21 protein-coding genes are annotated in these 21696 nt (G+C 64.6%); 11 read left to right on the top strand and 10 right to left on the bottom strand.

What is annotated here, in order from left to right:
• Positions 1–8: 8 nt before the first annotated feature.
• Positions 9–1118 carry a Gfo/Idh/MocA family oxidoreductase gene (locus tag CK228_RS30655; protein ID WP_095790246.1) on the bottom strand — a complete coding sequence of 370 codons (1110 nt, stop codon included), beginning with the start codon at positions 1116–1118 and terminating at the stop codon, positions 9–11.
• Positions 1119–1274: 156 nt separating this feature from the next.
• On the opposite strand from CK228_RS30655, the gene CK228_RS30650 reads away from it, so the two are divergent.
• The 11 genes from CK228_RS30650 to CK228_RS30600 all read left to right on the top strand — a co-directional run bounded on the left by CK228_RS30650 (position 1275) and on the right by CK228_RS30600 (position 12115).
• Entirely contained in the window at positions 1275–2120 is an 846-nt protein-coding gene (locus CK228_RS30650; RefSeq protein ID WP_179296099.1) for a MurR/RpiR family transcriptional regulator, read from the top strand.
• 232 nt (positions 2121–2352) lie between these two features.
• On the top strand, positions 2353–4287 hold the full coding sequence (gene iolC, locus CK228_RS30645) for a 5-dehydro-2-deoxygluconokinase (protein ID WP_095790245.1): 1935 nt from the start codon (positions 2353–2355) through the stop codon (positions 4285–4287).
• 35 nt (positions 4288–4322) lie between these two features.
• A complete protein-coding gene (gene iolD / locus CK228_RS30640) occupies positions 4323–6173 on the top strand; it encodes a 3D-(3,5/4)-trihydroxycyclohexane-1,2-dione acylhydrolase (decyclizing) (protein ID WP_095790244.1) in 1851 nt (616 codons plus the stop codon).
• 110 nt (positions 6174–6283) lie between these two features.
• Complete coding sequence (gene iolE, locus CK228_RS30635) at positions 6284–7201, top strand: myo-inosose-2 dehydratase (RefSeq protein WP_095790243.1); 918 nt, start codon at positions 6284–6286, stop codon at positions 7199–7201.
• Positions 7202–7244: 43 nt separating this feature from the next.
• Positions 7245–7463, top strand: a complete 219-nt coding sequence (locus CK228_RS30630) for a hypothetical protein (RefSeq protein WP_010912852.1) — start codon at positions 7245–7247, stop codon at positions 7461–7463.
• A gap of 4 nt (positions 7464–7467) precedes the next feature.
• Complete coding sequence (gene iolB / locus CK228_RS30625) at positions 7468–8280, top strand: 5-deoxy-glucuronate isomerase (RefSeq protein ID WP_095773131.1); 813 nt, start codon at positions 7468–7470, stop codon at positions 8278–8280.
• Positions 8281–8431: 151 nt separating this feature from the next.
• Positions 8432–9139 (top strand): DUF1045 domain-containing protein, encoded by a 708-nt coding sequence (locus tag CK228_RS30620; RefSeq protein ID WP_095790242.1) that lies wholly within the window; start codon positions 8432–8434, stop codon positions 9137–9139.
• A gap of 35 nt (positions 9140–9174) precedes the next feature.
• Positions 9175–10329, top strand: coding sequence for an alpha-D-ribose 1-methylphosphonate 5-triphosphate diphosphatase (locus CK228_RS30615; RefSeq protein WP_095790241.1), 1155 nt, complete (start codon positions 9175–9177; stop codon positions 10327–10329).
• Positions 10326–10955, top strand: coding sequence for a phosphonate metabolism protein/1,5-bisphosphokinase (PRPP-forming) PhnN (gene phnN / locus CK228_RS30610; protein ID WP_179296096.1), 630 nt, complete (start codon positions 10326–10328; stop codon positions 10953–10955). Before CK228_RS30615 ends, phnN begins: the two co-directional genes overlap by 4 nt.
• Before the next feature lie 192 nt (positions 10956–11147).
• Complete coding sequence (locus tag CK228_RS30605; protein WP_095790239.1) at positions 11148–11903, top strand: COG4280 domain-containing protein; 756 nt, start codon at positions 11148–11150, stop codon at positions 11901–11903.
• Complete coding sequence (locus tag CK228_RS30600; protein WP_095773135.1) at positions 11900–12115, top strand: hypothetical protein; 216 nt, start codon at positions 11900–11902, stop codon at positions 12113–12115. Before CK228_RS30605 ends, CK228_RS30600 begins: the two co-directional genes overlap by 4 nt.
• A gap of 65 nt (positions 12116–12180) precedes the next feature.
• Here CK228_RS30600 and CK228_RS30595 read toward each other — a convergent pair whose 3' ends face one another.
• The 9 genes from CK228_RS30595 to CK228_RS30555 form a co-directional block, all read right to left on the bottom strand.
• On the bottom strand, positions 12181–13062 hold the full coding sequence (locus CK228_RS30595; RefSeq protein ID WP_095790238.1) for an SMP-30/gluconolactonase/LRE family protein: 882 nt from the start codon (positions 13060–13062) through the stop codon (positions 12181–12183).
• A gap of 2 nt (positions 13063–13064) precedes the next feature.
• Entirely contained in the window at positions 13065–14033 is a 969-nt protein-coding gene (locus CK228_RS30590; RefSeq protein WP_095773137.1) for an ABC transporter permease, read from the bottom strand.
• On the bottom strand, positions 14030–15058 hold the full coding sequence (locus CK228_RS30585) for an ABC transporter permease (RefSeq protein WP_095790237.1): 1029 nt from the start codon (positions 15056–15058) through the stop codon (positions 14030–14032). The genes CK228_RS30590 and CK228_RS30585 overlap by 4 nt, the downstream gene beginning before the upstream one ends.
• A 3-nt stretch (positions 15059–15061) precedes the next feature.
• Positions 15062–16564 (bottom strand): sugar ABC transporter ATP-binding protein, encoded by a 1503-nt coding sequence (locus CK228_RS30580; protein WP_245438145.1) that lies wholly within the window; start codon positions 16562–16564, stop codon positions 15062–15064.
• 67 nt (positions 16565–16631) lie between these two features.
• Positions 16632–17699: a sugar ABC transporter substrate-binding protein gene (locus CK228_RS30575; protein WP_095790235.1), complete on the bottom strand. Its 1068-nt coding sequence runs from the start codon at positions 17697–17699 to the stop codon at positions 16632–16634.
• 57 nt (positions 17700–17756) lie between these two features.
• Entirely contained in the window at positions 17757–18821 is a 1065-nt protein-coding gene (locus CK228_RS30570) for a substrate-binding domain-containing protein (protein WP_245318131.1), read from the bottom strand.
• Between the two features lie 262 nt (positions 18822–19083).
• On the bottom strand, positions 19084–19848 hold the full coding sequence (locus tag CK228_RS30565) for a GntR family transcriptional regulator (protein WP_095790234.1): 765 nt from the start codon (positions 19846–19848) through the stop codon (positions 19084–19086).
• Positions 19849–19930: 82 nt separating this feature from the next.
• The gene (locus CK228_RS30560) at positions 19931–20656 is read right to left on the bottom strand and encodes an E3 binding domain-containing protein (protein WP_095773142.1); all 726 of its coding nucleotides are present in this window, start codon (positions 20654–20656) and stop codon (positions 19931–19933) included.
• Positions 20653–21663 (bottom strand): C-terminal binding protein, encoded by a 1011-nt coding sequence (locus tag CK228_RS30555; RefSeq protein WP_095790233.1) that lies wholly within the window; start codon positions 21661–21663, stop codon positions 20653–20655. The genes CK228_RS30560 and CK228_RS30555 overlap by 4 nt, the downstream gene beginning before the upstream one ends.
• Positions 21664–21696: the final 33 nt, after the last annotated feature.

The following is a 21696-nucleotide window of genomic DNA, read 5'->3' as shown; positions in this document are numbered from 1 at the left end:
AGAGGGAGCTACCGCACATCCACCCAGCGCTTGTCCTCGAAGGAGCGTGCCATGGCATGCACGGTGCGCTCGATCTCCAGTCCCTCGGCGAATTCGATGAGGCGCGCCGGCCCGCCGGCAAGCCGCGTCAGCAATTCGTGGCATTCAATGATCTTGAGGTCGTTGAAGCCCAGGCCATGGCCGGGCGCCGGCAGGAAGGCGTCGTAGGGCTTGTGGTGCGGTGCCACCAGGATGGTGCGGTAGCCCTGTTCGGTCGGGCGGTCCGCGGTGAGATAGAGCTGCAATTCGTTCATCCGCTCCTGGTCGAACAGGATCGAGCCCTTGGAGCCGAATATCTGGATGGCGATGCGGCCCTTGCGGCCCCAGGCCGAGCGGTTGACCTGGAGCGTGCCGGCAATGCCGTTTTCCAGATGCATCAGGACGCTCGCTATATCATAGGTCTCGACCGTGCGGCGTCCGCCGCCGGCGAGCTTGCGGTCGGCATAGGGCTTGGCCATGTCGCAGATGACGCTGGCGACGCGGCCGAACAGGACCGAGACCAGCGACAGCGGATGCACGGCGAAATCGTCGAGCGCGCCATAGCCGGAAGCGGCCTCGTGCTTCCAGAAGAACAGTGCCTCGGGATCGGCCATGAAATCCTCATCCATCTCGATGCGCAGATGGTTGACCTCGCCGATGATGTTCTCGTGGAGCAGCGCGCCGATGTGACGGATGGCCGGGCTCTGGATATAGTTGTAGCCCAGCGCGGCGACCTTGCCTGATGTCCTGGCCGCTGCCGCCATCGCCTCGGCTTCGGCAAAGCTCGGCGCCATCGGCTTTTCGCACCACAGATGCTTGCCGGCCTGGAGGATGGCGATGGCCATTTCCGGATGGAACTGGTTGGGCGTGGTCAGGGAGACGATGTCGACCTCGGGATCGTTGACGACGGCGCGCCAGTTGCCTGAGGCCTTGGCAAAGCCGAATTCGCCGGCCTTACGCCGGGCAAGCTCCTCATTGACCTCGCCGAGATGGACGAGCCTGGGCTTGGCCACATCCGGAAAGACGGCGCCGACGGCACTCCACGCGATGGCGTGACATTTGCCCATGAAACCCGTGCCGATAAGACCGACGCCAACCATTTTCCGTTTCCTCCGCTGCCTGAAGCACTGCGTGGATGAATTAGTCCATTTTCTCCAAGAATGGAATGTCTGCCTCATTTTTTATGGCGTTCTTGCGCAGGCTCGCTATGATGGGGCAGAGAGGACGCTTCACGGATGAGCTTGGACGGGCCGACGATGGACGAACGGATACCTCGCGACTTCGAGACGCTGCGCGCCACCATCCTCGACCGGCGTGAAAGCCTGCCGAAGCGCATTGCCCAGATCGCCGCCTACGCGCTCGACAATCCCGACGACATCGCCTTTGGCACCGCCGCCAGCATCGCCGCCTCGGCCGGCGTGCAGCCCTCAACCCTGATCCGCTTTGCCCAGCAGCTCGGTTTCGACGGCTTCACCAGCCTGCAGCAAGTGTTCCGCGAGCGGCTGCGCGAGCGCAACTCATCCTATGACGAGCGGCTACAGGCGCTGCGCGCCAAGGCCGAGGGTGGCGCCGGCCACCGGGCGATCTTCGACGGATTCGTCGCCGCCGCCAGCACCTCGCTCGACGACATTTCGCGCACGCTGGATGACGCGCATCTGGAAGACGCGATTTCGCTGCTGGCGAAGGCGCAGACCATCTATGTCTTGGCCAAGCGGCGCTCCTATCCGGTGGCGACCTATATCGCCTATGCGCTGGGCAAGCTGAAAATCCGCAACCAGTTGATCGAATCGGCCGCCGGCCTGAACGCCGAGATGATCGCCTTCGCCACGCCGGCGGACGCCGTCATCGCCATCTCCTTCTCGCCCTATGCGCCGGCCACCATCGAGGAAGCACGCACCATTTCCGAACAGGGCGTGCCGATCGTCGCCATCACCGACAGCTCGTTTTCGCCACTCGCCCAGTTCGCCAGGGTCTGGTTCGAGGTTGCCGAGGCGGATTTCGCCGGCTTCCGTTCGCTGTCGGCGACGATGGCGCTGGCCATGGCGCTGACCGTCGGCGTCGGCGAGAAGCGGCGCGATATGGGCCGCAAGCGCAAAGGCTGATCGGGCACCCTTTCTTGTTTGACCATGATCTTTTCCGAAAACCGGCAGCCACTTTTCGCTTACGCGGTCCCTTGGTTCGGGATCACGGGCAGGCAATTTTAGACGAAGGAATGCTCATTCCATATTGACTATGGATTGGAATTATTATTTCATATTCCCGGCACCACGCTGCCGCTCGCGCGTGTTACCCAAACAATGTTGTTCCTGACAACAAGACTGACGGGAGGATCCAATGAGCGAAGCCGTGGACGCCAAACAGGTGCCGCTCGACGTCATCACCATCGGTCGCGCTTCCGTCGACCTCTATGGCCAGCAGATCGGCTCGCGGCTGGAGGACATCACCTCCTTCGCCAAGTCGGTCGGTGGCTGCCCGGCCAACATTTCGGTCGGCACGGCGCGGCTCGGCTTGCGTTCGGCGCTGCTGACGCGTGTCGGCGACGAGCAGATGGGCCGCTTCATCCGCGAACAGCTGAAGCGTGAAGGCGTCAACACCGACGGGCTGAAGACCGACAAGGAGCGGCTGACCGCCCTAGTGCTGCTTTCGGTCGAGAGCGAAGGCGTTTCGCCGATGATCTTCTACCGTTCGGACTGCGCCGACATGGCGCTGGCGCCGGAAGACATTGACGAGGCCTTCATCGCCTCGGCGCGTTCGATCGTCGTCACCGGCACGCATTTTTCGCGCCCCAACAGCGACGCCGCCCAGCGCAAGGCGATCCGCATCATGAAAGCCAAGGGCGGCAAGGTTGTCTTCGACATCGACTATCGGCCCAATCTGTGGGGCCTCGCCGGCCATGCCGAAGGCTTCGAGCGCTACGTCAAATCGGACCGGGTCTCGGCCCAGCTGAAGACGGTTCTGCCCGATTGCGATCTCATCGTCGGCACCGAGGAAGAGATCATGATCGCCTCGGGCGCCGACGACTGCCTGAGCGCGCTGAAGACGATCCGCGCGCTGTCGTCGGCCACCATCGTGCTGAAACGCGGCGCCATGGGCTGCATCGTCTATGACGGACCGATCAGCGACGATCTGGAAGACGGTGTCGTCGGCAAGGGTTTTCCGATCGAGATCTACAATGTGCTGGGCGCCGGCGACGCCTTCATGTCCGGCTTCCTGCGCGGCTGGCTGGGTGGCGAAGACCATGCGACGGCAGCGACCTGGGCCAATGCCTGCGGCGCCTTCGCCGTGTCGCGGCTGCTGTGCGCGCCGGAATATCCGACCTTCGAGGAGCTGCAGTTCTTCCTCAAGAACGGCAGCAAATACAGGGCGCTGCGCAAGGACGAGGCGATCAACCATATCCATTGGGCAACCACCCGGCGGCGCGACATCCCGTCGCTGATGGCGCTCGCCTGCGACCACCGCGTGCAGCTCGAGGACGTGGCGGCGAAGGCCGGTGCCGATCCGGCGCGCATCCGCGATTTCAAGGTGCTGGCGGTCAAGGCAGCGGCGAAGGTCGCTGCCGGCCGTGACGGCTACGGCATGCTGATCGACGAGAAACATGGCCGCGAGGCGATGTTCGAATTCGCCGGGCATCCCTTCTCCTGGCTCGGCCGTCCTGTCGAATTGCCGGGCTCGCGGCCGCTGCGCTTCGAATTCTCGCAGGATATCGGCTCGCAGTTGGTGGAATGGCCGGTCGATCACTGCATCAAGTGCCTGTGCTTCTACCATCCCGACGATCCGGTGGCCTTGAAGGAAGAACAGCAGCAGAAATTGCGCGCGCTGTTCGAGGCGGCGCGGAAAGTCGGCCGGGAACTTCTCATCGAGATCATCGCCGGCAAGCACGGCAAGCTCGACGACACGACCATTCCGCGCGCGCTGGAAGAGCTCTATGCGCTCGGCATCAAGCCGGACTGGTGGAAGCTCGAGCCGCAGGCGTCGAGCGGCGCCTGGGCGAGGATCGAAGCGGTGATCCTGAAGCATGATCCGTGGTGCCGTGGCATCGTGCTGCTTGGCCTGGAAGCGCCGCGGGACGAGTTGGAGGCAGCTTTCGCCGCCACCGCCAAGGCGCCGATCGTCAAGGGTTTCGCCGTCGGCCGCACCATCTTCGTCCATGCGGCTGAGGAGTGGCTGGCCGGCAGGATGTCGGATGACGAGGCTGTCGCCGACATGGCCTCGCGCTTCGAACAGTTGACCGAGGCGTGGCTTGCCGCGCGCGGCCGCAAGGCGGCATAAGAAGGCGCGGCATTGGGACTGCGGAGGAAAACACCATGAGCAAGACAATCCGCCTGACGATGGCGCAGGCGCTGACCCGCTTCCTGTCCCGCCAGATGACCGAGATCGACGGCAAGAAAACGCCGATCTTCGGTGGCGTCTGGGCGATCTTCGGCCACGGCAATGTCGCTGGCATAGGCGAAGCGCTCTACCAGGTGCGCGACGAATTGCCGACCTTCCGCGCTCACAACGAACAGGCGATGGCGCATGCGGCGATCGCCTATGCCAAGGCCAATTTCCGCAGCCGCTTCATGGCGGCGACCTCTTCGATCGGTCCCGGCGCGCTCAACATGGTGACGGCTGCCGCACTTGCGCATGTAAACAGGTTGCCTGTCCTGTTTTTGCCCGGCGACGTCTTCGCCAACCGCATTCCCGATCCGGTTCTGCAGCAGGCCGAGGATTTTTCCGACGGCACGGCGACGGTCAATGACTGCTTCCGTCCGGTCTCGCGCTATTTCGATCGCATCACCCGGCCCGAGCAGATCATCCCGGCGCTGAACCGCGCCATGCAGGTGCTGACCGATCCGGCCGATTGCGGTCCGGTGACGCTGTCGCTCTGCCAGGATGTGCAGGCCGAAGCCTATGACTATCCCGAGAGCTTCTTCGCCGAACGGGTCTGGCACCAGCGCCGGCCACGCCCGGACCGCCACGAGCTTGCCGCCGCTGTGGCGGCACTCAAGGGCGCCAAGAAGCCGCTGGTGATCGCCGGCGGCGGCGTTCTCTATTCGCAGGCCTCCGATGCGCTGGCCAAATTCGCCGAGGGCGCCGGTATTCCGGTCTGCGAGACACAAGGCGGCAAATCCTCGCTGCCGGACGATCATCCGCTCAACATGGCGGCGGTTGGCGTCACCGGCACCTCGGCGGCCAACCGGCTGGCTGAAGAAGCCGATGTCGTGCTCGCCATCGGCACGCGCCTGCAGGACTTCACCACCGGCTCATGGGCGCTGTTCAAGAATTCCGGCAAGACCATCATCGGGCTCAACGTCCAACCTTTCGACGCCGGCAAGCACCGCGCCCTGCCACTGGTCGCCGATGCGGCCGAGGGGCTGGCCGAACTCGGTGCCGCGCTGAAGGGCTGGAAGGCGCCTGCCGCCTGGACCGACAATGCGGCCAAGGGCAAGAAGGCCTGGCAGGCCGACGCGGCCAAGGTGACGGCGTCGACCAACGCCGCCTTCCCGTCCGACGCGCAAGTGATCGGCGCCGTGCAGCGGGCCATGGGCTCCGGCGTGACCTTGTTGCATGCAGCCGGCGGTCTGCCCGGCGAATTGCACAAGCTTTGGCAGGCCGGCGCGCCGGGTTCCTACCATGCCGAATACGGCTTCTCGACGATGGGCTACGAGATTGCCGGCGGGCTCGGCACCAAGATGGCCAAGCCCGGCGAAGAAGTCGTCGTCATGATCGGCGACGGCTCCTATCTGATGCTGAATTCCGAGATCGCCACTTCGGTGATGCTGGGTTTGAAGCTGACTATCGTGCTGCTCGACAACCGAGGCTATGGCTGCATCAACCGGCTGCAGATGGCGACCGGCGGCGCCAACTTCAACAATCTCCTGAAGGATTCGCGCCACGAAATCCTGCCCGACATCGACTTCGCCGCGCATGCGGCGAGCATGGGCGCGATATCAGAGAAAGTGCCGTCGATCGCCGGCCTGGAAAACGCCTTGCAGAAGGCCAGGACGAACGACCGCACCACGGTGCTGGTCATCGACACCGACCCGCTGGTCTCCACCGACGCCGGCGGCCATTGGTGGGATGTGGCGGTGCCGGAAGTCTCCGCGCGGCCGCAGGTCAACGCGGCGCGCAAGGCCTATGACGAGAAGCGCCAGATGCAGAGCGTCGGCGATTGATGCAGCTACCCCCCTTCTTCCCGTCCCCATACGGGGAGAAGGTGCCGGCAGGCGGATGAGGGGCAGCGCCGGCGGCCCAAGAATGAACTGTTCTAAACCGGAGTGACGACTTGAAAGCCAAACTGGGCATGTCCCCCATAGCGTGGTGGAACGACGATCTTGCGGAACTCAGCGATGACGTGTCGCTGGAGGAGTGCTTGCGGCAGTCGCGTTCGGCCGGCTTCACCGGCATGGAGATGGGCCGGCGTTTTCCCAACGACCCTGCCGTCATGCTGCCGATCCTCAAAGCCGCCGACGTGACGCTGTGCGGCGGCTGGTTTTCCGGCACGCTGGTCGATGAGGATATGAGCAAGAACAAGGATCGCATCCAGCCGATGATCGAGCTGTTCAAGGCGGTCAACGCGCCTTGCATCGTCTATGGCGAGGTCGGCCGCTCGATCCAGGGCGACCGCTCGAAGCCGCTGGCCACCAAGCCGAAACTTTCAGGCGACGAGATGAAGGCCTATGGAAGGCGCCTGACCGAATTCGGCGAATGGTGCGCCGAACAAGGCATGCCGCTGTCCTACCACCATCACATGGCGGCTGTGGTCGAGACCGAGCCGGAACTCGACGCCTTCATGCGCCATTCCGGCGAAGGCATTCCGCTGCTGCTCGATGCCGGCCACCTGGCCTTCGCCGGCGGCGATGTGCTGCGCGCCATCGACAACCACCACAAGCGCATCAGCCATGTGCATGTGAAGGATGTGCGCATGGCCGTGATCGACAAGCTCGACCGCACGAAACAGTCCTTCCTCGACGCCGTGGCGCTCGGCGCCTTCACCGTGCCAGGAGACGGCTCGCTCGACTTCGGCGCCATAGTGCAGCGCTTCGCCGACCATGGCTATGAAGGCTGGTTCGTGGTCGAGGCAGAGCAGGACCCGAAGAAGAACCCGCCGCTCAAGATGGCGCAGGTCGGCCACAAGGAGCTGATGCGGGTGATGACGGCGGCCGGCTACACGGTCGAAACCCAGGGTTTTCCGAATGCCTGACGCGACGGGTTCACGGCGAGGCAGGTTGCTGTAGATTGGCCCGATGAAAGATTCCGAGCACCCCTTCTTCCGCCCGTTGTGGCGGCGTGTCGCCGTCGTCGCGGTCTGCGTCATCTGGTCGATCATCGAGTTCGCCACCGGCACGCCATTCTGGGGCACCATCGCGCTCGGCTTCGCCGGCTATGCCGTCTGGCAGTTTTTTTATCTGTACAAGCCGGCCGACGAGAACAAGGCGACGGCCGAGTCCGAACCGAAGGAGTAACCCGATGTCCAAGCTGCTCGTCAAAGCCGACAAGGGCCATGGCCGCGTTGCCCATGTGACGCCGAAAAGCGCCGGCTGGACTTATGTCGGTTTCGACCTGCATCGGCTGCAACCCGGCGAAAGCGCCTCGGGAAAGACGGAAGACCGCGAAGTCTGCCTGGTCTACGTCACCGGCAAGGGCACAGCGAAAGCCGACGGCAAGGATCTCGGCCTGCTCGGCGAGCGCATGTCGCCCTTCGAGGGCAAGCCTTGGTCGGTCTATGTGCCGGAGGGATCGGACTGGTCGGTGACGGCTGACACCGATCTCGAACTCGCCGTCTGCTCGGCGCCCGGCCTCGGCGGCGGCCTGCCGGTTCGGGTGATCGGGCCGGACGATCTCGGCCAGGAGGTGCGCGGCAAGGGCACCAACACGCGCTACGTCACCAACATCCTGCCGGAAGGCAAGCCGGCCGATTCGCTGCTGGTGGTCGAGGTCATCACGCCCGGCGGCCACACGTCGAGCTATCCGCCGCACAAGCATGACCAGGACAATCTGCCCGCCGAATCCTATCTCGAGGAGACCTACTACCACCGCCTCAACCCGCCGCAGGGCTTTGCCTTCCAGCGCGTCTACACCGATGCCGACAAGGATGGCCATCGCGCGCTCGACGAAGCCATGGCGATCGAGGATGGCGATGTCGTGCTGGTGCCCAAGGGGTATCACCCCTGCGCCGCCTGCCATGGCTACGACCTCTATTACCTTAACGTCATGGCCGGACCGAGGCGGACGTGGAAATTCCACAATGCGCCCGAGCACGAATGGTTGATGAAGGCCTGACCGGTCCGAGATTCCTCCTGAACCTGTTGATCCAGCTCGGAAAAATCGTCGGCTAAGGACCTATTGGGGTGATTTGCCTTCGAAAACCCTGCAAAGCTTCGTCAATCCGTCATGGAAATCACTTATGGCAGCGGTCTGACGAGGATTTTTGATGCGTTATGCCATCTATTTCACCCCCCGGCAGGACGAACCGCTGGCGCGGATCGCCGCCAACTGGCTGGGCCGTGACCCGTTCGGCGCTGCGACAAGGCCGGTTGAGGCCGTGGCCGATTTGTCGGCGGCGGAAGTTGCCTTCCACACCGCCTCGGCCCGCCGCTATGGCTTCCACGCGACGCTGAAGGCACCCTTCCGCCTGGCCGCCAACGAGACCGAGGCTTCGCTGCGCGCGGGGCTCGACCAATTTGCCGAAGCGACGCCCGTCGTGACGATCCCGCGTCTCGTCGTCAGCCAGATCGACACCTTCTTCGCGCTGGTGCCGGAGGGGCCGCTGCCGCCGCTCAACCGTTTCGCCGACGAGGTGGTGCGCGATTTCGACCGGTTCCGCGCGCCGCTGACCGAGGCCGAGATCGAGCGGCGCAGCCCGGATTCGCTGAAGCCGGCCGAGTTCCGCAATCTCTGCCAATGGGGCTATCCCTATGTTTTCGAGACCTTCCGCTTCCACATGACGCTGTCGGGCCGCGCCGGGCCACAGGAAAGCCCTCGTTTGCGCGCAGCAATCGACAGCCTGTTCGCGGATGTGCTGCGGCAGCCGGTGCTGGTCGACGCGCTGACGCTGTTTGTCGAACCCGAACCGGGCGCGCCGTTCATGGTGCTTTCGCAGCACGCGCTGGGACGCCGCCCGGCAAGGAAAATCGCCTGAACAGCCCTGCTCGAAGAACCAAAGGACTGCCCGAAATGACCGCCGAGACCGTTCTTTCCAACGCCCGCATCGTGCTTGCCGACGAGATCGTCGAGGGGTCGCTGGTGCTGCGTGACGGCTTTATCGCCGACATCGATGCCGGCAGCAGCCACACCAGCGGGAATATGGCCGGCGAGGACATGGGCGGCGACTATGTCATTCCCGGGCTGGTCGAGCTGCACACCGACCACCTGGAAGGCCATTACGCACCCCGGCCGAAGGTGCGCTGGAACCCGATCGCCGCGGTGCTTGCCCATGACGCGCAGGTGGCGACGGCCGGCATCACCACCGTGCTCGACGCCTTGCGCGTCGGCATGGACGAGGACGCCGACCTCACCTTGGCCGATATCCGCAAGCTGGCCGATGCCATCGAGGACAGCGTCGCGCAGGATCGTCTGCGGGCCGATCACTTCCTGCATCTGCGCTGCGAGGTTTCGGCGCCGGATTGCCTGCAGGCCTTCGCCAATTTCGACCGGGACGACCGGGTCAAGCTGGCTTCGCTGATGGATCATGCGCCCGGCCAGCGTCAGTTCGTCAATCTCGAAACCTATGCCTACTACTACCAGCGCAAGCTGAAGCTGACCGATCGCGACTTCCAATTGTTCTGCGAGAAGCGGATGGCGGAATCGGCGCGCTATTCGGCGCCGAACCGCGCGGTGATCGCGGCTGCCTGCCATGAGCGCGGCATCGTGCTCGCCAGCCATGACGACGCCACTTCGGGCCATGTCGACGAGGCGATCGAGCAGGGCGTGCGCGTTGCCGAGTTTCCGACCACCGAGGAAGCGGCGCGCGCTTCGAAGGCCGCGGGCCTGGGCGTTCTGATGGGTGCGCCGAACGTCATGCGCGGCGCCTCGCATTCGGGCAATGTCTCGGCGCGCACGCTGGCCGGCGACGGCCTGCTCGACATCTTGTCATCAGACTATATTCCCTTCAGCCTGATCCAGTCGGCCTTCTTCCTCGGCGACATGGTCGAAGGCATTTCGCTGCCGCAGGCGGTCGCCATGGTGTCGAAGAACCCGGCCGAGGCCGTTGGCCTGACCGACCGCGGTGTCATAGAGCAAGGCCGCCGCGCCGACCTGGTGCGCGTGCGTGTCGATGACCATGTTCCAGTGGTGCGCACCGTCTGGCGGCAAGGGCGCCGGGTCGCATGATGGTGTCGGCCTTGATCGAGCGTGAATTGTCCGCTGAAACGTTCCCCGTCCGTCATGGCGTCTTTGTCGCCGTCGTCGGGCCAAGCGGCGCCGGCAAGGACACGGTGATCGGCTACGCCCGTGCCCTCTTCGCCGATGAGACCCGGCTGGAGTTCGTGCGCCGCGTCATCACCCGGCCGAGCGATGCGGCGAGCGAGGATCACGACACGCTGGCCGACGCCGCCTTCGTCGAGGCCGAGGCCGACGGCGCCTTCGCCATTTCGTGGGAAGCGCATGGCTTGCGCTACGGCCTGCCTGCCGATGTCGACTGGTCGGTCGCCAATGGCCATGTGGCGGTGGCGAACGTGTCGCGCGCGATCATTCCCACCTTGCGCGAGCGCTATGCCAATCTGGCCATTGTCGAGATCACTGCTTCGCCTGACGTGCTGGCCTCGCGGCTGGCGATGCGCGGCCGCGAGTCGCGCGGCGAAGTGCTGGCGCGCCTGGCGCGCAGCGCCAATGTGACCCTGACCGGCCCCGGCGTGACCACGATCGACAATAGCGGCCCGCGCGAACTGGCCGGCGAGCGCTTCGCCGAGCTGCTGCTCAAGGCAATGGCCTTCTCCGACATGTCGGGCATGATCTGATTTAGGCGTGCGTCCCGCAGCCGCAGTATGCGCGGCGCGATTGGCCCCAAGCGCCGCCCATGGGCGTTCACTTGCTTTCCCGCGGCTTCCGGAGCGCTATGTGGTGCTGACCATAGAAGTGATTCCGGGCCACGCGTCCTGGAACACCCGCTCAGAGAACGCGTGGCGAACGAGACAGGACAGGAAGCTTTGATGCAGACGCTGACGCCCATCCTCCCGACGGTCACGGCGGCATTTCTCGCCTCCTTCGTCGAGGTCGTCGAAGCCTTCACCATCGTGCTTGCGGTCGGCGTGACGCGCAGCTGGCGGCCGGCGCTGACGGGCGCCGCCTTGGCGCTGACGTTGCTGGCGGCGCTGGTGCTGGCATTCGGACCGCTGCTGGCGCTGGTGCCGATCACCACGCTGCAGTTCGTCGTCGGGGTGCTGCTGATCCTGTTCGGCATGCGCTGGCTGCGAAAGGCGATCCTGCGCATCGTCGGCATCATAGCGCTGCATGACGAGGACGCGGCCTTTTCCAAGGAGACCGCCGCCCTCACCCAGCAGGCCAATGACCGCCGCGCCGACTACCTCGCCGGCCTGGCCTCGTTCAAGGCGGTGCTGCTCGAGGGTGTCGAGGTGGTGTTCATCGTCATTGCCGTCGGCGCCGCCCATGGGCAGACGCTCTACGCCAGCCTGGGCGCGCTGGCAGCCTTCGTCCTGGTGATGCTTATCGGCCTGGCGGTGCACCGGCCGCTGGCGCGCGTGCCGGAGAATGCGCTGAAATTCGTGGTCGGGCTGATGCTGACCAGCTTCGGCATCTTCTGGACCGGCGAAGGCATCGGCGCCGACTGGCCGGGCGCCGATCTCGCTCTGCTCGCCATCTTCGCCATCGTCGCGCTGGCGTCCTTTGCCATGGTGCGCTGGCTGCGCGGCACCTATACCGTATCAGCCGGAGGGTTCGCCCGATGAGCGTCATCCGCCTTGTTGCCAGGGAATTCCTCGGCATGTTCGTCGATGACGGCAATCTGGCGCTGCTGGCACTGATGCTGGTGGCCGCCGTCGCGGCGGCGGTGAAGCTGCTGGCCCTGCCGCCGCTGCTCGGCGGCGCGCTGCTGCTGGTCGGCTGCCTCGCCATCCTGCTGCAAAGCGTTCGCCGCGCGGCACGTGCGGTCAAACGATAAAGACGGCACGCATGGCCTACTTCAGACATCGTTTCGATAGCGAAACGATGTTCGAGGTACACTGGCTATCCCTTGAACGCCGGCAGGGTCAGGCCCTTGACGCCGACATCGAGCGCGAACAATCCGCCCGGATTCCTCTGGCGGACGAAGTGGCTTGCCGGGCGCCTGAGCACGGCCGAGGTGACATAGAGGATGTCGAGATCCTTGCCGCCGAATTCGCAGCACGTCGGCAGGTCGGTCGGCAGAACCACGGTCTGCATCAATTCGCCATCAGGATCGTATCGGCAGACCTTGCTGGTCACCGGGATGGTCACCCAGTAGCAGCCCTCGGCATCGACGGTGGCGCCGTCGGCGACGCCGCCGGTCATCGTCATGTCGATGAACGTCCGGCGATTCTCGATATCGCCGGTGGCGGCATCGAAATCATAGGCCCACACCGCGCCGGCATGGCTGTCGGAGAAATACATGGTCTTGGAATCCGGGCTCCAGGCGAGCCCGTTGGAGCAGCCGATGCCGTCGATCATCTTGTGCACCGACAGATCAGGATCGAGCCGGTAGAGCGCGCCGATGAATTCGATCGGCTGACCCGGCACCTCGAACATCGAACCCGACCAGAAGCGGCCCTGGCGATCCGGCTTGCCATCGTTGAAACGGGTATTCGGCATATGCGATTCCGGGTCGACGATCGCCGCGAACGTGCCGGTCGCCGGGTCGAAGAAGTGAAAGCCATTGGCCATGGTCAGCACAAGGCCGCCCTTCTCGCGCAGGCCGAGGCAGCCGAGATATTCCGGTGTCTCGAAGGTCTCGTCCTTGCCGGTCGCTGGGTCGTAGCGATGGATCAGCTTCTTCCAGATGTCGATCCACCACAGCACGCCGGCCTTGGGATCCCAGAGCGTGCCTTCGCCGAGTGCGGCCCTGGCATCGACGACGCAAGTGATTTCGACCATGGTCAGCCCTCTTTTCTCCGCAGCCTGCCGCCGAGGCCGGCGAAGGTCTCGCTGCCGATCGAGACCGTGAGCAGGATCACCGCGCCGTAGACGATGAGCAGCGCGCCGCTCGACAGGTTCAGCGCCGGCAAAAGACCAGTGAGGATGGTGAGCACCATGGCGCCGGCGACGGTGCCCAGATAATGGCCGCTGCCGCCGAGGATGGAGGCGCCGCCGATGGCCACCGCCGCGATCGAGGTGAACAGATAGGCGTCGCCCATGCCGAGATAGGCCTGGCCGGAATAGCCGGTCAAGAGCATGCCGGCGAAAGCGGCTGTGAGGCCCGAGATGACATAGGTGAGGATGGTGGTGCGCGCGGTCGGCACGCCGGAGAATTCGGCGACCGTGGCGCTGGTGCCGAGCGCGTAGAGATGGCGGCCAAACGCCGCCTTGGAGAGCAGCAGCGTCGCCACCAGCGTCAGCGCCAGCCAGATCAGCGCGATGACCGGAAAACCACTGAGCCGCCCCACCGACAGGAACTGGATCAGGGCCGGCGCCGATGGCGTGGGCGAACCGCCGGTCAGCACCAGGATCAGGCCTTGCAGGATCACGTTCGTGGCCAGCGTCATGATGATCGGCGGCACGCCGAACTGGGCAACGCCGATGCCGTTGATGAGGCCGATGAAGGCGCCGCCGGCAAGCAGCAGCGGCATGACCCAGACCAGCGGCAGATCCTGCCCGCCGCACAGCAGCGCCATGATGATGGCGGCCGAATTCAACACCCAAGGCACCGACAGGTCGATGCCGCCGCCGATGATGACGAAGGTCTGGCCGAGCGCGACGATGCCGACGAAGGCGGCCAGCACGACGGTGGAGCGCATGTTGGAGACCGACAGGAAACCCGGCGAGAACAGCGCCGTGACCAGGAGCAGCGCCAGCATGCCGGCATAGGCGAGCACGATGAGGCGGTTGCGGGCGAGGAAAGCGCTCATTGGGCACGGTTCCTTGCAGCTTTCTCGGCGACGGAACTGGCCAGCACCGAGAGCAGCAGGATGACGCCGGAGGCGACCGGCTGCCAATAGCTCGACACATGCAGGACGAAGACCAGATTGCCGATCAGGGTGAGCACGAAGGCGCCGATCAGCGTGCCGGCAAGATGGCCGCGGCCGCCGAACAGGCTGACGCCGCCGATGACCGCCGCCGCCACCGAAGGCAGGATATAGTCCTTGCCGATGGTGGGCGAGCCGGCGCCGGTCTGCGTCACCAGGAACAGCGCCGCGCCGGCCGCGAACAGGCCGGACAGGCCATAGGTGACGAGGTTGACCCTTGCGATCGAGACGCCGGACAGGAAGGCCGACTTCTCGTTGGAGCCTGTCGCCTGGATGGCGATGCCGACCCGCGTCGCCCGGAACCACCACCAGAACAACAGCAGCGCCACCAGCATCCAGACCGGGCTGGTCAGGCCGAGGAGCTGTGCGGAAGCGAAGCCGACCCACCATGAGGGAATGCTGCCGCCATCGGTCGGCAGGATGATCATGGCGATGCCGTTGAGGATCGACCAGGTGGCGAGCGTGACCAGGAAGGGCTGCAGCTTGAGCAGCGAGATCAGCAGGCCGTTGAGTGCGCCGATCAGGAAACCGAGCGCCAGGATTATCAGCGCCCAAAGTGCCGTGGTCGACGCATCGTCGGTAAAGCGCGTCGCGGCGATCACCGTGCCGAGGCTGATCATGCCGCCGATCGACAGGTCGATGCCGCCGCGCAGCAGCACGATGGTCTGCCCGGTCGCCGCCAGCATCAGCGTCATCGCCGCCGCCGTGTCGAGGTTGAGCTCGTCCAGCGAGAAAACGCCGGATTGCAGGCTGCCATAGATGCCGACAATCAAGGCCAGCATCAGGCAGGCGACCAGGAACGGCGCCCGGTCGAGCAAGCGGCCGCGCCAGTCGATGGCCGGCTTGGTGGGATTCGTCCCGGCCGGCTTCTGCGCCATCTCCACAGTCTGCTGCACGGACATCACCATGATTCAGGCCGCCCTGGTTTCAAGCATGGCGGCGCGCAGGATTTCCTCCTCCGAAATGTGACCCCCCTCCAGCGTCGCGGCAATGCGGCCGTTGCGCATCACCAGCACGCGGTCGGCGACATGGACGAGTTCCGGCATGTCGCTGGAATGGAACAGGATCGCATAGCCCTTGGCGGCGAGGTCGCGCATCAGCTGGAAGATCTCGCCCTTGGTGCCGACATCGACGCCGCGCGTCGGATCGTAGAGCAACAGCACGCGCGCCTGCGTCAAAAGCATCTTGCCGAAGATGACTTTCTGCTGGTTGCCTCCAGACAGGGTGCCGGCAAGCTGTTCCGGCGTGCCGGCCTTGATACGCAGGAAATCGACCATTTCCTTGACGAGCGCTGCTTCCTTTTGCCGGCTGAGCAAGCCGTTTTCGGTGAAGCGCTTGATGACCGACAGCGTCAAATTCTCGCGCACGCTCTTGGTCAAAAGCAGGCCCTGGCCGCGCCGGTCCTCCGGCACCAGCGCGATGCCGTCCTCGCCGGTCAGCGCCTGGCGCGGATTGCCGATCGAGACCGGCTTGCCCCACAGTTCGATCGAGCCGCTCGCCTTGGTGGCGCCGAACAGCGCCTGAAACAGTTCGCGCTGGCCATGGCCCTGCAAACCGCCGACGCCGAGCACCTCGCCCTCGCGCAGCGCGAAGTCGACGCCGGAAAGCCGGCTGCCGCTCGAAAACCCCTTTACCCCAAGAGCGATGCGATCGGTCGCGGTGGACACACGCTCGGGATAGAGCCGGTCGAGATGGCGGCCGATCATCTGGGTGACGATCTCATTGTCGGACACGGCATCGGCCGCATGCGCGGCGACGGTGCTGCCATTGCGGAAGATGGTCAGCCGGTCGGCGATGGCGCGCACTTCGGCCATGCGGTGCGAGATGAAGATGACCAACCTGCCCTCGGCGGCGAGCTGCCGGGTAAGGTTGAGCAGCCATTCGGCTTCCCGTGCCGGCAGCGCCGAGGTCGCCTCATCGAGGATCAGGATACGCGGGTCCTTGGCCAGGCCCTTGGCGATCTCGACGATCTGCCGCTCGGCCAGGGTCAGCCGCCGCAACTCCTGATCCGGGCGAAGCGCCGGAAAGTTGTATTTTTCCAGCAGCGCCAGCGTCTTGCGGCGCATCTCCGTGCGATTGACGGTGCCGAGCCACGTGCGCGGCTCATGGCGAAACCAGATGTTCTGTTCGACGCTGAGATCAGGGATCAGCGACAATTCCTGGAAGACGGCGGCGATGCCGCGTGCCTGCGCCGCATCCGGATTTGCCGGGCGATAGTCCTGGCCATCAACCAGGATCGAGCCGCCATCATGCTGCACGGCGCCCGACAGGATCTGGATGAAGGTGCTCTTGCCCGCACCGTTCTCGCCAAGCAGGGCATGCACCTCGCCGGCGCGGGCGCTGAACGTCGCCTCGCTCAGCGCGACAATGCCGCCATAGCGTTTGGACAGGCCGTTGACGGTGACAAGGTCCATGCATGCGCCTTCGAAAAGTTCTCCCGACATCTTGCGATGCCGGGAGACAGGGTCGTGGTCACGGATGTTACCTGCTGCCGGCGGCTTCCGCAGCGGTGATCTCGACCCAATCGGGCGTGATCGGCAGCGTCAGGCCGGGCGCCTGGTCCGGGAAGGCATTTTCGCCAATGGCGATCTTGATCATCTTGGTGCCCGGGTAGAGCTTGGACTCGAAGGGATCGGTGGTGACGAAATCGCCCTTGACCGAGACGGAACGCTCGGCCGGCTTCTTGCCGGTGTCGAGAATGTCGACCGCCAGCTTGATCGCTTCCGAGGAGAGATAGGCCGGGTTGGATCCCAGGATGCACTTGGCGCCTTGCGTCTGCGCGCAGGTGACGGCGGCGACATTGTAGGAGAAGCCGACGACCGGGACGATCGGCCGGCCGGCATCCTTCAGCGCCTGGATGGCGCCCGAGCCATAGCCTTGCGTCATGATGCCGTCGATCTTCGGATTGGCGGCAAGCAGTGCCGCGACACCCGACTGTTCCGGTCCGAGGGCATAGTTGCCGTTGTAGTAGCCGACGACCTTGATGTCGGGATATTTGGCCAACACCTTCTCATAGCCCCCCTGCAGCTGCGCCGAGATCGGCGCGCCGGCGAGGCCGCGGTCGAGGATGATGTTGCCCTTGCCGCCGAGCTGCGTGGCCATCCACTCGGCCATGACGGAGGGGATGCGGTCCCAGTCTGAAGCAACGGCATAAGCGCAGGGTTCGGTCACCACCTGGTCGAACGAGATGACGACGATGCCAGCGTCGCAGGCTTTCTTGATGGTCGGGTTCAAGGCCGAGTCCGAACCGGCATCGACGAGGATGGCGTCCGGCTTCTGGCGGATGATGTTGTTCAGCGAGTTGATCTGCGCCTGGACGGTGTTCTCGACATTCTCGATCTTGAGGTCGACACGGCCCTTCAGCGGTCCCTTGTTGACCGAGACGGTGGCGACGCGCTCCATCTGCTGGCGCCAGTCATTGCCCACGAAATTGTTCGAGAGATAGATGGTGTAGGGCTTCTTGTCCTCGGCGTGGCCAGTCTGCATGCCGGCAGCCATCATGGTGGCGGCAAAAGCTGCTAGGCCGATGTTACGGCTCAATGATTTCATGATTTTCTCCTCCCGTTTTTCGTTTCGCGCCTGATGTGGCGCATCGCAATCACCAAATCAGGTTCCCGAGGCCTCCTTGGGGGTGATCTCCACCCAGCTCGGCGACACCGGCAGGGAAAGCCCTGGCGCGAGATCCGGAAATACGGTCTTGCCGAGCTCGATCTTCACCGCCGAGGAATTCGGCGCGTATTTGGCGTCGACCATATCCGTGGTCAGGCCGGGTGAATTGAACAGCACGGTGGTGTCGGCGGGCTTCTTGCCAGTGTCCAGTATGTCGACCGCGAGCTTGATGGCTTCGGCCGACAGCGACGGCGGATTGGCGCCGAGCCAGCATTTGGCGCCCTTGGTCTCGGCGCAGGTGACACCGGTGCCGTTGAAAGCGGCGGCGACGATCGGCACCATCGGCCGGTCGGCATTCTGCAGCGCCTTGATGGCGCCGGTGCCGTAGCCCTGCGAGAAGATGCCGTCGACTTCCGGATGCGCGGCAAGCAGGCTGGCCACGCCTTCCTGCTCGGGTCCGGCGGCATAATTGCCGTTGAAATAGCCGACGATCTCGATGCCGGGATATTTCTTCAGCACGGCACCAAAGTTCTTCTCGAACTGTTCCGAGATCGGCGCGCCGGCGAGGCCGCGATCCATGAAAACCTTGCCCTTGCCGCCAAGGATGGAGGCCATCCATTCGGCCTGGTTGTTGGCCATGATGTCGAAGTCGGAATGCAGCTTGTAGGCGCATTCGGCCGACACGGTCTGGTCGAAGCTGACGACGATGATGCCGGCGTCGCAGGCCTTCTTGATGGTGGGATTGAGCGCCTCGGCCGACGACGCATCGATGAGGATGGCAGCCGGTTTCTGACGGATGATGTTGTTCAGCGAATTGATCTGAGCCTGAACGGTGTTCTCGGCATTTTCGATCTTGAGGTCGACGCGGCCCTTCAGCGGCCCCTTGTTGACGGCGACATTGGCGACGCGTTCCATCTGCTGGCGCCAGTCATTGCCGACGAAATTGTTCGAGAGATAGATGGTGTACGGTTTCGGGGTCGATGTATGGCCCGGCATCGCAGCCATCGAAGCCGCGAACCCGGCAAGCGCCACGAAGCAGGCGCTCAAGCTCCTTAGTCTCATGGTCTTCCTCCCTGTATTTCCTGCCCAGCCGGTGATGGACTGCGCCATCTTAGTCGGATGAAGACGCTAAATTGATACCGGTACCAATCACCTTTGTCAATTTGCCCAGACTTGCCAAAGGCTGCGTCCACGAGCCGAATTCGCCGGAGTTCCCCTCTTGCGACGTCTCCCGTGGCCGACCCTCCAGCCTAGCTATCATGCTATTATAATTTTATGAGCCTGTCTATGCGATGTCAGCAGAAAATCCCGCCTCCGGCGCGCTTCAGGACAGGTCGTTCGGCGCGTCGTAAGTGATGCTGAAGATATCGGCGGGGTGGCGGGCGACCGAGAATTCGATGCTGCGCTGGTCCGCCGACTGGTAGAGCATCTCTACCGTCAGCACCGGACTGCCGAGCGTTATGCCGAGGTCGGCGGCAACCGCCTGGTCGGCGATCTCGGCGCGCACCGTGACATGCGCCACGTCGAGCCGCAGGCCGAGATGTTTCTGCACCGAACGGAAGATCAGCACGTCGGAAAAATCCTCCCGCTTCAGGCGCGCGCCGATGTCGGGCGGGAAATAGGTGGTGATCTGCGCCTTGCGCTGTTCGCCGATCGACAGCACGCTGCGCAGGCAATAGCCGGCCTCGTCCTTGCCCATGCCGAAATGGCGCTGGAGCACGGGCGAAACCTCCTTGCGGTAGGATTTCACCGTCAGCTCGGCATCCTTGGTGAAGGCCGCCATGTCGGCGAAATTCTTGAACTTCCAGCTCAGATTGACCGAGGGGCTGCGCGCCGCGACCACGGCAGGCTTGGCCGAACGCTTGCGGATCAGCCCGTCGGCCTCGAGATCGCGCAGCGCCTGGCGAACCGTGATCAGGCTGACGCCGAAATGCTCGGCGATGGTCGCTTCCTTCGGCAGTTCGCCGCCGACGGGGAAGGTGCCGTTGCCGATCGGCTCGCGCAAAATGTCGGCGAGCTGGCGGTAAAGCGGCCCGTTGGCGCGGCCGAGCGTGCGCCTGGGAAGACTGTCTATGGTCGGGTGGTCCATGTGCCTCGTCGCGCCTGTGTCGAAGCTTTTATAATAGCTTCCCACGCCCGAGGCTAGGCAAGGCTGTTGACGATCAACCGTCTCAGACAAAGAGCCGAAGCGGCTGTTCGATCGCCGATTTCAGGGTCGCGAGCCATGCGGCAGCGGTAGCCTCGTCAACGCTCGCCGCGTCTGTCGTCAGCAGGCATTCGGCATGATCGCCCGGCGTGTCGGACGAAACGGTCAGGCGCATGGTGCGGCCCGGCAGAAGCGGCGTCATCATCGGCCTGATGTCGCTGGCCGGCAGCAGCCGCAGGGATAGGGTCGCTGGAGTTTCCGTCTCATCCCGGCTGTCGGCCAATGCCGCAAGCCGCAAGGCGCGCAGCGATGTCAGGGCCATTTCGGGGATCATGGCGAATACGGTTTGCCGGCCTGCCAGTTCCAGCGCCACGGAAGCGCCACCGAACCTGGCTGCCTGCGGCATCTCGACAAATGCTCGACCGGCGGCACGCAGCAGCACGTCGTCGATGGCGAACACATGGCCCGAGCTCTCAAGCGCCGCCAGCAGGTCTTGCAGCGCGCCGAGGGCAACGGCGGTGGCAAAGGCGGCGATCCGGTGCGCGGTCGGGGATAGGGCCGCTGCCGGGGCGACGGCATTGGGCGAGGCGAGCGGTGCGGCAACCGGAACGAAGCCTTGCACATCGGCGGCCAGGATGCGCCCGCCAGGACCGCTGCCGCGAAGTGTTTCGAGCGGCAGGGAACGCTCGCGCGCCAGGCGGCGGGCATAGGGCGAAACCGCCACCCGGACCTGCGCCGTCGCGATGTTCATTTCAGATACTCCGAATTCACGCAGTTGGTCACCCGTCCCTCGGTGAGATAGGCGTGGACCACCTCGATCGATTTCAGCCGGAGGTCGCGCATCGACGCCGGGCTGTAGAAGGCGGCATGCGGTGTGACGATCAGCCGATTGGCGATCCAAGGCTCGCGGGCGCGCCAGGCGGCGAGCAGCGGATGATCGAGATCGCCGGGCTCGCTCGGCAAGACGTCGAGGCCGGCGCCGGCGACGATGCCCTCGCGAATCGCCGCTTCCAGCGCGTCGAGATCGACGATCGGACCACGCGCGGTGTTGATGAGGACAAGGCCTGGCCTGGCGGCGGCGAAGGCGGACGCGCCAAGCAGCTTGCGGGTCTCCTCGCTGAGCGGCGTGTGGACGCTCACCACATCCGCCCGCTCCATCAATTCACGAAGCGAATGGACGCGTTCGTAGCCGGTCGACAGGTCGACACCGGACAGAAGGTGCGGGTCGTAAAACACCACCTTCATATCGAAGGCGGCGGCGCGACGGGCGGTCGCAAGTCCGATGCGGCCGAGACCGACAATGCCGAAGGTGGCGCCCTTGTGCCGGCGGACCAGCGGCGCCTTGGAGAAATGCCAGCCTTCGGCGCCATAGCTGGAAAGCTCGGCGCCATAGGCCGATGTGCCGCGCGTCAGCGCCAGCATGAGGCCGATGGCGTGATCGGCGACCTCGGTGGTGCCATAGTCCGGCACGTTGCAAGCCGGAATCTTCCGCGCACCCCAGCCCGCCGTATCGATGTTGTCGAAGCCGACGCCGGAACGCACCGCTATGCGCGCCTTGGGAAAGGCCGATGACGCGGCGGCGACATTGTGGGTGGGCGAATAGTTGATGACGGCGTCGACCACCTCGCAGACGGCAGGATCGAGTGCGGCTGCCTTGTCGTTGGTCGAGCGTGCGAGGATGAACTCCATATCGGGATAATGCTGCCGCTCGAGTTCGGCCTCATCGGCGGCTTGCCAGTTGGCGCACAGGATCTTCATGCCAGCCCCTTCGGATTTCAAGTTCGGTGATGG

This window comes from Mesorhizobium sp. WSM4312 (assembly GCF_002294875.1).
Classification (GTDB): domain Bacteria; phylum Pseudomonadota; class Alphaproteobacteria; order Rhizobiales; family Rhizobiaceae; genus Mesorhizobium.
This window is presented reverse-complemented; position numbering and strand designations above follow the sequence as displayed.